This is a genomic window from Bradyrhizobium sp. HKCCYLRH2060, from assembly GCF_051168135.1.
GTDB lineage: Bacteria > Pseudomonadota > Alphaproteobacteria > Rhizobiales > Xanthobacteraceae > Bradyrhizobium.
On record NZ_JBNPUK010000006.1, the window covers coordinates 83,908 to 96,615 of the forward strand.

The following is a 12,708-nucleotide window of genomic DNA, read 5'->3' on the forward strand; positions in this document are numbered from 1 at the left end:
GTTGGAAGGACAACGCCGACGTCCGACACCCCGTCAGAGCGCCAGCGCATCGACAAATGGCTGTGGCATGCGCGGCTGGTGAAGGCGCGCACCAGCGCCGCGGCGCTGGTGTCGTCGGGGCATGTCCGGGTCAATGGTGTGCGCGAGACCTCGCCGGGCCATGGGGTGAAGACCGGTGATGTGCTGACCATCGCGCTCGATCGCAGCGTGCGCGTGCTCAAGGTGACCGGCTTTGCCGCGCGTCGCGGCGACGCCGCGTCCGTGCGCGGGCTCTACGACGACCTCGAAGGTCGCGGCCGAAGTTGATTGGTTGCGCCGGCGCAATTCCAATTCAGTTCTTCGCCCCGCTTCACTTGCGGCACACCACGTCCTGCGCTAGTCCAAGCCAGCCGATTTGTCGATCCGTTCCGGAGCCCTGGATGACTTACGTCGTCACCGAAAACTGTATCAAATGCAAATACACCGATTGCGTTGAGGTCTGCCCGGTAGACTGCTTCTACGAGGGCGACAACATGCTGGTGATCCATCCGGACGAATGCATCGATTGCGGCGTGTGCGAGCCGGAATGCCCGGCCGACGCGATCAAGCCGGATACCGAGCCGGGGCTGGAGAAATGGCTGGGTGTGAACGCCGAATATGCCAAGTCCTGGCCCAATATCACGCAGAAGAAGGACCCGCCGGCGGATGCCAAGGAGCACGACGGCGAGGACGGAAAATTCGAGAAATATTTTTCATCGAAGCCGGGCGCCGGAGACTGACGGGTCACCTCTGCGCTGGCGCGAGAGCGGCGCCGGCAATTCTGCCGCTGGCCGTGGCTGATTGGAATCGCCACGCGGAAACAATGGCCTAGAACGAGATTGCGGCGAGCGGGAACCGCCGCATGAGTTGTTCTATTCCGGCACGCTTCACTTAACCCTAACTTCGTGGACCCGTCACAATACCGCCCCTGCGGCCTCTAAATCATTGATTTTTGCGGTAAATGTGCTATATATAGCACATTCTCAGAGCCGAACCCGGCCATGCGTACCTTTTTTTGGCCGCCCTTTTAGGTTCCCGCAACATCAAACAGGGGCGTGGCAGTTCCGCGCGCAGGCTGTGTCACAGAAAACGCGTAAAAAGAGTGCTTCCAAGAGTACAAAAAAAGCCGCCGCGGCCAGCCGCAGCGTTTCCAAGGGCCGTGCCCGGGCTCCTGTAAAGGAGATTCGGGCTGCCGCGAAGGCCTCGGCTGCCAAGTCCACCAAGAACAAAAGAAGCGCAATGCCTGAAAAGACTGCCAAGACTGCCGCGAAAGCATCCGCCGCGAAGACCACTCTTGCAAAGGACTCTGTTGCCAAGGCTGCGCCCGCCAAGGCCGCCGCTGCGCCCAAGGCTGCCACCAAGACCGCCATTCCTGCGGCTGCTGCCCCTGTTGCCAAGCCCGCCGTCGCCGCCAAGCCGGCTGCTCCCGTCGCGGCCGCGCCGCGCGTCGAGGAGAAGAAGCTGCCGACCCAGCGCCAGGGCTTCAAGACCAACGAATTCGTCGTCTATCCGGCTCACGGCGTCGGCCAGATCCTGGCCATCGAGGAGCAGGAGATCGCGGGTGCGAAGCTCGAGCTGTTCGTCATCAACTTCATCAAGGACAAGATGACGCTGCGCGTGCCGACCGCCAAGGTCGCCAATGTCGGCATGCGCAAGCTGTCCGACCCGGCGCTGGTCAAGAAGGCGCTGGAGACCCTGAAGGGCCGCGCCCGCGTCAAGCGCACGATGTGGTCGCGCCGCGCCCAGGAGTACGAAGCGAAGATCAATTCGGGCGACATCGTCGCCATCGCCGAGGTCGTGCGCGACCTGTATCGCTCGGAGTCGCAGCCGGAGCAGTCCTACAGCGAACGCCAGCTCTATGAAGCCGCGCTCGACCGGCTGTCGCGCGAGATCGCGGTCGTGCAGCACTCGACCGAGACCGAGGCCGTCAAGGAGATCGAGACGCAGCTCGCCAAGAGCCCGCGCCGCGGCGCCAAGACCGAAGCCGATGCGGTCGCCGAGGGCGATGCGGAAGGCGAGGGTGATGACATCGACGGCGACGATACCGCCGTGGCCGACGAGGCCGCCTGATCGACCGTTCAAGCGTTTTCGAATTAGTTGCTTACGAAAGCCCGGCCGCAAGGTCGGGCTTTTTGTTTGGGCGTGTCGCCTTGACGACGTCCTGCTACGGTTCCTGGATCGTCAGCTGCGGGGGGTCTGCGCAGCGGGCGTGCCATGCTTCGCCTCGACAGTGCGGAAGAGCAGGATGTTCTACATCGCCTCGATGAATTCGTGGTCGGTCACGGTTCCGGCTGCGACGTCGGCGCGCTTGCTCGTCTCGTGAAGATGATAGGATACATTCGGCGCCGCGAGCCGGTTTTTCCTATGTCCCAGCCGGAACGACGTCCTCCGGAAAGCTGGCCGAGCTGAGCCGTCGCAGCCCCGTCACTCCACCACGATCTTGACGCGGTCGCGGACCTTGACCTGGGCGCGGGCGTCGAGGCCGTTGAGGACGCGGAAGCGCTCGACCGGGCGGTCGACGCCGGTCATGCGGTGCGCCAGCGATTCGACCGTGTCGCCGGGCTGCACGGTGATCACCTTGATGCGCAGAGGCCGCGCCGACTGGATCTCCTCCAGGCTGAGCCGGCGGAACGAGTTCACCGTCTCCCGCGCATTGCGCTCGCTCTCGGTGGTCTTCTGCCGCGAGGCGAAGATGAAGCGGTAGACGTCGCTGCCGACGCGCAGCGCATAGACCTTGAACTGCCAGGGATCGCCGCTCGCCGTCGTGGAGGCCGCCGGGAAGCCGTTGATCGTCAGCTCCTCGGTCGCCGACTTGTCGACGTTCTCCATCCAGCCGGAGTTCAGATAGTCGCCGAGCGTCTGCTGGGCCGGCACGCGCACCACGTCGAAGCGCATCGCCTGGGCGCCGCCCTCGCGTACGCCGATCACCGCCTGCGCGGTGTTGTCGAGCGTGAAGTTCTCCGGCGCCTGGAAGGTGAAGCCGAGCTTCGGATGCAGGAAGCGCCGTCCGCGCACGAAGCCCTCGCTCGGGTCCTCGCCGTAGACGATGTTGTCGACTGCAGCCAAATAGGTCTCGCGGTCATGCTCCCTGGCCTCGGGGGAGACGTATTGCTTGGCGATGGCGGCGGCGTTCTGCACCCGCTCCGGCGTCGCCGGATGCGACGACAGGAAGTCCTGCGCGCGCGGGTCGATCGCGACCTTGCCGGCCTTCAACTCTGCGTTGCGCTCCATCGAGGTCAGGAAGCGCGCCGCGCCGTAGGGATCGAACTTGGCCTTGGCGGAGATGCCGACGCCGATGCCGTCGGCCTCGAACTCCTGGGTGCGCGAGAAGCTCGCCATCGTCAGCTTGGTCTTGGCGAGCGCCAGCGCCGTCAGGTCCGGATCGTTGCCCATGTCGGAGACGACGCGGGTCACGACCGCAGCCTGCCGCGCCTGGTCCTCGCGGATCGCAGCATGGCGCGCCAGCACATGTGCCATCTCGTGGCTGAGCACCGAGGACAATTCGGAGGTGTCGTTGGCGAGCGCAATCAGCCCGCGCGTCACGTAGAGCTGGCCGGTCGGCAGCGCGAAAGCGTTGACCGCACCGGAGTTCAGGATCGTGACCTTGTAGCCCTGGTCGGGGCGATCGGACACAGCCACCAGCCGGTCGACGATCTTGGAGATCAGGCCCTCGAGCTGAGGATCCTCATAGGCGCCGCCATAGGTTGCAAGAATGCGCTCGTGCTCGCGATCGCTTGCCGGCGTCGTCTGCACCATCGCCGGCTTCGGCCGCGGCGTCGGCAACGGCGCCGTCGCCTGCTGCAACTTGCCCATGTCGCTGCAACCGGCCAGCGCCAGCCCCAGGCACAGCAGCGCCGGTGCGATCCGCGAACCGCAGTTCATCACCGTCATGCGCTTTCGAACAGACAGGTTCACGTCGCTACTCATGTACCTCAGCGGTCAATTCCCGCTTAAAATCTCGATCTGGGCGGTCTGCGTCAGTTCCAGTCTCGGACCCGCATGCGCTTCAATCCAACCGCGCACGCGAACCTGCCGATTCGCAAGTGATTTGACGTCGATGCCGGCACCTTCCAATACCGCCATCATACGCTTTGGAATAGTCACCGCGAAGCCCCGTGTCCAGTTACGAGCGAAGTTCAGATAAGTTGTTGTCCCCGTCTGTCGTACGGACAACACCTTCCCTTCGACAACCGTAAATAGCCCTACGCGAGACAAAATATCGTCTGGACTTTCCGTGTTTTTTATGACGGTCGCAATCTTCCAGAGACCACGCCCGGCGTTGCGGGCCTCGGCTTCCGCCGCGCCCAGGCTGAGGGCGCAATCCCGGTCGGGCAGGTCGATCCCGCGCAGCACGGCGCCCTGCCGCAGCAGCTCGCTTTGCACCGGCTGGTCCGCGCCGGCCACGAAGACGAAGGCGCGCTGCCGGCCGTAGCGGTCGGGGGTGTCGTCCTCACCGCGGAGCACGACGTCGCGGTCGCGCAGCAGCGCGCCCAGCGCATCCACCGACGTCGCGCGCTGCTCCTCCGGCGGCACCTCGATGCCGGCGAGCCTGACCTCGCGACCGTCATCGAGACGGAAGCCGCGTGCATCGATGATCTCGCTGACGTGGCCTTCGCCGAGCTCCGCGAGCATGCACGGTGTGGCGTGACTCGCCGACGTCATTGCGATGACCGCCACGCTCGCACCGAGCGCAACCAGCCTTCGTCCGCTCTGCATTCCGCGCACTCTCGCCATGCTGCATCATCGCACGAAATTTCCATTCCACTGAGCGGAAAGCGGCGACCGGCGACGCCTTTGCTGAGCGTGCTGAGCGCTTGCCGCATGCGCATGCGTGCGCCATGATGAGAACTATCAAAGAGGCCGTCGCCATGTAGCGACGTGCCCGGCAGGGAGGATATCAATGAGCAGAACCATCCGCGGCGCGGCGGCGTCGTTGTTCATGCTGGCGTCGGCGCTGACGTTGTCCGCAGGCGTGGCGCATGCGCAGAGCAAGCCGCCGCTGAAGATCGGCGGCATTCTCGACATGTCGAGCCTCTACGCCGACATCACCGGTCCGGGCAGCGAGACCGCGGCGAAGATGGCGGTGGAGGATTTCGGCGGCGAGGTACTGGGCCGCAAGATCGAGGTGATCGCCGCCGATCATCTCAACAAGGCCGATCTCGCCGCCAACATCGCCCGCGACATGCTCGACAACCAGGGCGTCGAGATGATCTGGGATGTCGCCGCCTCCGCCACCGCGCTGGCCGCCGGCGAGATCGCCAAGGCGCGCAACAAGATCATCATCTTCAACGGTCCCGGCTCTGTCAGGCTCTCCAACGAGGCCTGCGGCCCCTACACCGTGCACTACGTGTTCGACACCTTCGCGCAGGCCAACGTCACCGGCCTGGCGGCGGTGAAGTCCGGCCTCGACAGCTGGTTCTTCCTGACCGCCGACTACGCGTTCGGCCAGGATCTGGAAAAGGACACCACCGCCGTGGTGGTGAAGTCGGGCGGCAAGGTGCTCGGCAGCGTGCGTCATCCGCTCAACACCTCGGACTTCTCCTCCTTCCTGCTGCAGGCGCAGGCCTCCAAGGCCAAGGTGATCGGGCTTGCCAATGCCGGCGGCGACACCATCAACGCGATCAAGCAGGCGGCCGAATTCGGCCTCACCAAGGGCGGACAGAAGCTGTCGCCGCTGCTCGCCTTCGTCTCCGACATCGACAGCGTCGGGCTGGAGACGGCGCAGGGTCTGCTGGTCGCGGAAGCGTTCTACTGGGATCTCAACGACGATACACGCGCCTTCACCAAGCGCTTCATGGCGCGTACCAAGCGCGTGCCGACCTCGGCCCAGGCCGGCGTCTACTCCTCGGTGACGCACTATCTGAAGGCCGTGAAGGCCGCGGGTACGACCGACGCGGACGCCGTGATGAAGCTGATGAAAGCGACGCCGATCAACGACATGTTCGCCAAGGGCGGCCGTATCCGCGAGGACGGCCGCATGGTGCATGACATGTATCTGTTCGAGGTCAAGAAGCCGTCGGAGTCGAAGGCCAAGTCCGACGACTACAAGCTGCTCGCGACCGTGTCGGGCAACGAGGCGTTCCAGCCGCTGGAAGCGTCGCGCTGCCCGCTGGTGAAGAAGTAACGGCCGAACGGCCGTCATTCCGGGGCGCGCGTGAGCGCGAACCCGGAATCTCGATGTGAGACAATCAGCTCTGGATTCCGGGTTCGACGCTCGCGCGTCGCCCCGGAATGACGAGACCATCACGAGCAACAGCGGAGCGGCTACCATGACCACCAACACCACCGTCCTGCAGCACGTCGAGGCCGGCCTGCTCACGATCACGATGAACCGGCCGGAGCGGCGCAACGCGCTGAACAGCGACCTGACCAAGGGCCTGGTCGAGGCGGCGCATCGCGCGGCCGATGATCCGGAGGTGCGCGCCGTGCTGCTCAAGGGCGCCGGCGGCACGTTCTGCGTCGGCGGCGACGTCAAGGCGATGGCCGAAGCCAAGACCGCGCCCTCGTTCGAGACCAAGGTGACGACCCTGCGCGAGCGCATGGAGGTGTCGCGGCTGCTGCACCAGATGCAGAAGCCGGTGGTGGCGCAGATCGACGGCGCCGCCGCCGGCGCCGGCCTGTCGATCGCGCTGGCCTGCGATCTGCGGGTGGCCGGCGAGTCGGCCAAGATCACGACGGCCTTCGCCAAGGTCGGGCTGTCGGGCGATTTCGGCGGCACCTACTTCCTCACGCAACTGCTCGGCAGCGCCAAGGCGCGGGAACTGTATCTGACCTCGCCGGTCCTGACGGCGCAGGAGGCGCTCGCCCTGGGCATGGTCACCAAGGTCGTGCCCGACGCCGAGGTCGAAGCCGCCACGCGCGCGCTGGCGATGTCGCTGGCGCAGGGGCCGAGCGTGACGCTCGGCTACATCAAGCGCAACATCAACAATGCCGAGACGATGACCTTGGAGGCCTGCTTCGACGCCGAGGCGATGCATCACTCGCGCTGCAGCGACACCGAGGACCACAGAGAGGCGGCGAAAGCCTTCGTCGAGAAGCGCGCGCCGCTGTTCCAGGGGCGGTAGCGTCGCTCGCAATGACGCTGCTGAAGCCGCTGGCCTGTGTGAACAGGTAAAGCCTCGAGGAGGACCGCATGCCTTACCTCCACCTGCGCCAGATCTGTCTCGTCGCCCGCAGCCTCGAGCCCGTCGTCTCGGACATCGCCGCGATCATGGGCCTGGAGATCTGCTATCGCGACCCGCATGTCGGCAAATACGGGCTGGAGAATGCGCTGCTGCCGGTCGGGCCGATCCTGCTCGAGTTGATCGCGCCGACCCGCGAGGACACCGCGGCCGGACGCTTCCTCGACAAGACCGGCGGCCGCGGCGGCTACATGGCGATCTTCGCCTGCGATGATCCCGATGGCCGCGCGTCCCGAGCCAATGCGATGGGCGTGCGCACCGCCAACGTGATCGATCATCCGCCCTATCACGGCGTGCAACTGCATCCCCGCGACTGCCGCGCGGCCTTCATCGAGCTCAATCACACCGAGGGCAGCGACGATGTGCTCGGCGCCTATCCGCCCGCCGGGCCGGATTGGACGCGCGCGATCCGCAGCGACGTGACGAAGGCGATGACCGAAGTGGTGCTGCAGAGCCCCGAGCCGGCCGCGCTCGCCGGGCATTGGGGGCGCATTCTCGATGTGGTGCCGTCTGCCCGAGATGGTGTTCAGCAGTTGAAATTGCCGAACGCCGGTATTCGTGTCGAACCCGGCGAGCGCGAGCTCATGAACGGCCTGACGTTCCGCGTCGCCGATGCTGCGCGTGTGGCCGACGCTGCGCGCGCCCGTGGCTATGCAGTTTCAGGCGGCTGTTTCACAATTGGCGGCGTTGCCTTCGCGTTGCAGGGGGCGGTCGCCAACTAGTCGATCGGCATGGCCGGGACGAGCCCGGCCATGCCGACGTTCGAAGCTCGCGGTTCGTCACCGCCCCTTGAAGTTCGCGAAGCGCCGCTCCTCGGTGGCCTTGACGCCTTCCTTGAAATCCTCGGTCGCGCGCAGCCGGGTCTGTTCGGCGAGCTCGTGCTCGGTTGCCGCCATCACACGGTCGGCGAGATTGGCGCGCATCGTCGCGCGGGTCGACAGCAGGCCGAGCGGCGAGCATTCGGCGATCTCGGCGGCGAGCTTCATCGCGGCCGTCCGCACCTGGTCCTGCGGCACGCATTCATTGGCGAGGCCGATTCTGAGCGCTTCCTCGCCGGTGACCCGGCGGCTGGTGTAGAACATCAGCTCGGCGTTGTTCTTGCCGACCAGTTCCGGCAGCGTCACCGTCAGCCCGAAGCCGGGATGGAAGCCGAGCTTGGTGAAATTGGCCGAGAAACGCGCCTCCGGACAGGTGACGCGGAAGTCGGCCGAGACGGCGAGGCCGAGCCCGCCGCCGATGGCGGCGCCGTGCACCGCGGCGACCACCGGCTTCTTGCAGCGGAAGATCCGCACCGCCTGCATGTAGAGATGGTTGATCGCCCCGAGGCTGTCGGCCGGATCGCCTTTGGCGCCGGCCGCTTCCTGCGCCTGGCGCGCCGGATCGGTGAAGTTGGCGCCGGCGCAGAACGCCTTGCCTTGCGCCGCCAGCACCGAGGCGCGGATCTCGATGTCGCGGTCGAAGCCTTCCAGCGCATCGGCGATCTGGTTGATCAGTGAAATGTCGAAGAAGTTGAGCGGCGGCCGGCGAATCTCGATCAGGCCGACATGGCCGTGGATCTCGACGCCGATGTCAGGGAAGTGGGTCATGGTGGGGTCTCCTGATTAGTTACCTAATGCAGCGGTACGGCCGGTGCACCCTCTCCCCTTGTGGGAGAGGGTGCTCGCCGACGCGAAAGCGACGGCGAGCCGGGTGAGGGGTTCTCTCGGCAGTTGGCCGTGCGGATGGAGACCCCTCACCCGCCTCCGATGCTTCGCATCTCCGGCACCCTCTCCCACAAGGGGAGAGGGTGCACCGAGCAAGCCGAATTGGCTCCTACAATCACCTCAACCCCAGCCCGCGCGCGATGATGCCGCGTAGCACCTCGGTGGTGCCGCCCTGGATGGTCAGCTTCGGCGCGGTCTGCATCGCGAAGGTCAGCTGGCTCTCCAAGGTCTCGCGATTTCCTGCGTTGTCCTCGACGAACGCGGCGAGGTCGCGGACGCGATGCGGCAGCTGCTGCTCCCAGACCGTACCGACGTCCTTGACGATCGAAGCCTCGACCACCGGCTCCTTGCCGGCCTGCAGCATGCCGGCGACCGACACCGACATCCGCCGCATCGTGTGTAGCTGCGCCACCAGGCGACCGATGCCCTCCGCGCTGCGCGTGTCGGGGTTGGGACCGACCGCGCGCACCAGCTCGGTCAGCACATAGTAGGTTTCGAGGAAACGCTCGGGCCCCGAGCGCTCATAGGCGAGCTCGGAGGTGGCCTGCTTCCAGGCGCCGTCGATCTCGCCGAGCTGATGATCGTCCGGCACGAAGGCGTCGGTAAAGACGACCTCGTTGAACTCCTTCTGCCCGGTGATCTGCCCAATCGGGTTCACCTTGATTCCCGGTGATTTCATGTTCACCAGGAACTGCGTCAGGCCATGACGACGGTTCTCCTTGGTGGCCGGCGACGTGCGGAAGATCGCGATCATGTAGTCGGCCATGTGCGCCGACGTGGTCCAGATCTTCGAGCCGTTGATCAGCCAGCCGCCGTCCGTCCTGGTCGCGCGCGTCTTGGCGGCGAACAGGTCGGAGCCCGAGTTCGGCTCGCTCATGCCGATCGCGAAGCACAGCTCGCCGCGGCAGATGCGCGGCAGGATGTCCATCTTGATATGCTCGGGCGCGTAGCGCAGCAGGATCGGCCCGCTCTGCCGGTCGGCGACGAAGAAGCGCCTGACAGGCGCATTGGCGACCCGCATCTCCTCGGTCACGACGTAGCGTTCCAGGAACGAGCGCTCGTGGCCGCCATATTGCTTCGGCCAGGTCATGCCGATCCAGCCGCGCGCGCCGACGCGGGCCGCAAACTCACGTGCGTCGGCATCCTCTCGCTTGGGCTGGTACGGGTTGAAGGTGCCGGCCGCGATCTCATCAGCGAGGAAGGCGCGCACCTCCTTGCGCAGCTCCTCGCATTCTCTCGGCAGGCGGATCGGATCGAAACGAAGTGCGGTCATGCGGCAATCCTCTTCGTCGTCAGCGCGAGGCGACCAGCGGCCACAGCTCATCGGCGCCGTGTGCGGCGACGCGCCTGCCGAGCTCGACGGCCCAATGGCTCTCGGAGCCGAAATCGTCGCGCCAGCCCAGCGCGCGCAAGGAGAAGCGATGCAGGATGTGCTCGGTGGTGAAGCCGATGGCGCCGTGCACCTGATGCGCGATCGCCGCGCCCTTCTCGGCGGCCTCGGCGCAGCGGATCTTGGCCGCTGCGGCTTCGAGAAACACCGCGTCGTCGAACGCGGCGGCCCGCGCGATCGCATCCGCGGCCGATGTCGCGGCCGCGCTCGCGGCGGCGCTCTCACCGGCCAGCCGTGCGAGATTGTGCTGCACCGCCTGGAATTTGCCGATCGGCTTCTCGAAGGCGACGCGCTCACCCGCATAGTTGACGCTGATCGCGAGCAGCCGATCCAGCGCGCCGGCGATCTGCAGTCCGCGGGCAACGCCGCCCATCAGCATCAATGTCGTGGCGTCGAAGCCGGCCGGCGCCGGCCGGCATGCCACCGGCGTGATCTTGTCGAACGTCAGCGTGTCGCTGGGATCGTTGGCGAGGTTGAGGCCCGCGTCGATGCGCAGCCGCGCGGTCTCGACCAGCGCGATCGACACGCCGTCGCCGCCTTGCGCGAGCACGGCAACATGCTGCGCGGCTCTGGCGAACGGCACGCCGCGGGCATGGCCGGACAAGGTGCCGTCAGCGTCGAGCGTGATCCGGTCTCTCGGATGAGCCGGCGCGATCGTCATGGCGCCGTCGGGCGAGGCAATGCCGCCTTGTTGCAGCAGCCAGCCGGCGAGCAGCGTCTCGGCCAGCGGCACCGCAATCGCAAAACGGCCGGCGGCATTGATGATCTCGAAGCCGTCGGCGAGGTCAGTGCCGGCGCCGCCGAACTCCTCGCCCACCCAGGCGAGCGTCAGGCCGGCCTCGCTCAGCGCCTGCCACAGCGGCGCCGTCCAGCGGCCGTCCTTGTCGTGGTTGATCGTCTGCGGGTCGGCGAGATCGGCGAAGATCCTCTCCGCGGTCGCAACGACGATGTTCTCAGCTTCCGCCACAGCGCTCCTCGCCCTCGTTGTCGTCGGTCTCGGCGCGCCATGTCCTGCGCGCGCCGGCGATGTCTTGCCGGCATGATGGGCGCAAGCGATGGCCCTGACAAGCGTAGCGCGCTGCAGGGCCCCGTCCGCTCGCCGCATGGAGGCGAGCGATTTCCGCGCTGCGGAGATTTTGCCGATTTTGCAGATGCAGCGATGTTGGCTAAGAAGAAGCAAGGTAACAGGCAAAGGCAAACAGGGAGGTGCGGAATGGCTGAAGGTCTGTGCGCGGTCGTGACGGGGTCGGCGTCCGGCCTCGGAGCCGCGACCGCGTTGCTGCTGGCGAAGGCCGGCATGCGCATCGTCGTGAACTATTCGAACAGCAAGAGTGAAGCCGAGCAGACCGCTGATCTCTGCCGCAAGGAAGGAGTCGAGGTCGTCGTCATTCAAGGCGACGTGTCGCGCGACGAGGATTGCCGCAAGATCGTCGCCGCCGCCGCGGCCTGGGGCCGGCTGGATGCCCTCGTCAACAATGCCGGCACCACCAAGCACGTCCCGCACGATCAGCTCGACGGCCTTTCGGCGGAGGATTTCCAGCGCATCTTCGCGGTCAACACCATCGGCCCCTTCCAGATGGTGCGCGCCGCACGGCCGCTGCTGGAAGCAGCGGCCAAGGCGACGGCGCGTGCGTCCGCGGTCGTCAACGTCTCGTCGGTGGCCGGCATCAGCGGCGTCGGCTCGTCGGTTGCCTATGCCGCCAGCAAGGGCGCGCTGAACACGATGACACTGTCGCTGGCGCGCGCCCTGGCGCCAGCGATCCGCATCAACACCGTCTGCCCCGGCTACATCGATACGCCGTGGTTCACCAAGGGCCGCGGCGAGGCCGGCGCCAAGCAGGTGCGCGATGCGGTGGTGGCGCGGGTGCCGCTGCGCGCGGCTTCATCCGCCGAGGATATCGCGCAGCTCGTGGCGTTCCTGGCGAGCCCGGCGTCAGGCCACATGACCGGCGAGGTCGTGCGCATGGATGCGGGGATGCATCTGTTGGGGTGACGCCGTTTCTTGGGGCGACGCCGTCGTGGTGAACAGCCGACGCGACGGCGCAGTCCAGACCTTGTTGGTGCTGGATTGCGTCGCCGCCTGGCTGGCAATGACTTGGAGTGAGAGCGCTTGGAGCGAGCGCGCTAGCGATTGAAATCGCGGATCGTGCCGCTGGCGACCAGCCTGTTCCAGATGAACAGCACCACCACGGCGCCGATCGTCGCGGTGATGAAGCCGGCGCCCTGGTTCGGACCATAGTGCCCGATCGCCTGTCCCACCGCGGTGGCGAGGAATGCGCCGACGATGCCGAGCACGGCGGTCAGGATGAAGCCGGAGGGGTTGTTCGGTCCCGGCGACAGAAGCCGGGCGAGGAAGCCGGCGACCAGCCCGACGATCAAAATATAGAGCATGACATGATCCTTGCCTGAAGGTCGC

General features: G+C 66.2%; 13 protein-coding genes. 7 read left to right on the top strand and 6 right to left on the bottom strand.

What is annotated here, in order from left to right:
- Positions 1-48: 48 nt before the first annotated feature.
- From ACQR10_RS14595 to ACQR10_RS14605, 3 genes are all read left to right on the top strand, one after another.
- Entirely contained in the window at positions 49-306 is a 258-nt protein-coding gene (locus tag ACQR10_RS14595) for an RNA-binding S4 domain-containing protein (protein ID WP_315800916.1), read from the top strand.
- 113 nt (positions 307-419) lie between these two features.
- Complete coding sequence (fdxA, locus tag ACQR10_RS14600; RefSeq protein WP_035660174.1) at positions 420-758, top strand: ferredoxin FdxA; 339 nt, start codon at positions 420-422, stop codon at positions 756-758.
- A gap of 499 nt (positions 759-1,257) precedes the next feature.
- A complete protein-coding gene (locus ACQR10_RS14605; protein ID WP_315800572.1) occupies positions 1,258-2,088 on the top strand; it encodes a CarD family transcriptional regulator in 831 nt (276 codons plus the stop codon).
- Between the two features lie 354 nt (positions 2,089-2,442).
- Here the strand turns inward: ACQR10_RS14605 and ACQR10_RS14610 are convergent, their stop codons facing one another.
- Positions 2,443-3,909 carry a M48 family metalloprotease gene (locus tag ACQR10_RS14610; RefSeq protein WP_315800914.1) on the bottom strand — a complete coding sequence of 489 codons (1,467 nt, stop codon included), beginning with the start codon at positions 3,907-3,909 and terminating at the stop codon, positions 2,443-2,445.
- 48 nt (positions 3,910-3,957) lie between these two features.
- Complete coding sequence (locus ACQR10_RS14615) at positions 3,958-4,734, bottom strand: thermonuclease family protein (protein WP_434840306.1); 777 nt, start codon at positions 4,732-4,734, stop codon at positions 3,958-3,960.
- A gap of 223 nt (positions 4,735-4,957) precedes the next feature.
- Here ACQR10_RS14615 and ACQR10_RS14620 point away from each other — a divergent pair, with 223 nt between their 5' ends.
- The 3 genes from ACQR10_RS14620 (at position 4,958) to ACQR10_RS14630 (ending at position 7,921) form a co-directional block, all read left to right on the top strand.
- Positions 4,958-6,142, top strand: coding sequence for an ABC transporter substrate-binding protein (locus tag ACQR10_RS14620; protein WP_434911997.1), 1,185 nt, complete (start codon positions 4,958-4,960; stop codon positions 6,140-6,142).
- Positions 6,143-6,287: 145 nt separating this feature from the next.
- Complete coding sequence (locus ACQR10_RS14625; protein ID WP_434907407.1) at positions 6,288-7,082, top strand: enoyl-CoA hydratase; 795 nt, start codon at positions 6,288-6,290, stop codon at positions 7,080-7,082.
- A 68-nt stretch (positions 7,083-7,150) separates the two neighbouring features.
- Entirely contained in the window at positions 7,151-7,921 is a 771-nt protein-coding gene (locus ACQR10_RS14630) for a hypothetical protein (RefSeq protein ID WP_434911988.1), read from the top strand.
- 57 nt (positions 7,922-7,978) lie between these two features.
- On the opposite strand, the gene ACQR10_RS14635 is transcribed toward ACQR10_RS14630, so the two are convergent.
- The 3 genes from ACQR10_RS14635 to ACQR10_RS14645 form a co-directional block, all read right to left on the bottom strand.
- On the bottom strand, positions 7,979-8,785 hold the full coding sequence (locus tag ACQR10_RS14635) for an enoyl-CoA hydratase/isomerase family protein (protein ID WP_316216820.1): 807 nt from the start codon (positions 8,783-8,785) through the stop codon (positions 7,979-7,981).
- Between the two features lie 232 nt (positions 8,786-9,017).
- Positions 9,018-10,175, bottom strand: coding sequence for an acyl-CoA dehydrogenase family protein (locus tag ACQR10_RS14640; protein WP_316216819.1), 1,158 nt, complete (start codon positions 10,173-10,175; stop codon positions 9,018-9,020).
- Positions 10,176-10,194: 19 nt separating this feature from the next.
- Entirely contained in the window at positions 10,195-11,259 is a 1,065-nt protein-coding gene (locus ACQR10_RS14645) for an acyl-CoA dehydrogenase family protein (RefSeq protein ID WP_316216818.1), read from the bottom strand.
- 246 nt (positions 11,260-11,505) lie between these two features.
- Between ACQR10_RS14645 and ACQR10_RS14650 the strand changes: the two genes are divergently transcribed.
- Positions 11,506-12,285: an SDR family NAD(P)-dependent oxidoreductase gene (locus ACQR10_RS14650; RefSeq protein ID WP_315800565.1), complete on the top strand. Its 780-nt coding sequence runs from the start codon at positions 11,506-11,508 to the stop codon at positions 12,283-12,285.
- Between the two features lie 131 nt (positions 12,286-12,416).
- On the opposite strand, the gene ACQR10_RS14655 is transcribed toward ACQR10_RS14650, so the two are convergent.
- Positions 12,417-12,683, bottom strand: coding sequence for a GlsB/YeaQ/YmgE family stress response membrane protein (locus ACQR10_RS14655; protein WP_315800564.1), 267 nt, complete (start codon positions 12,681-12,683; stop codon positions 12,417-12,419).
- Positions 12,684-12,708 lie beyond the last annotated feature (25 nt).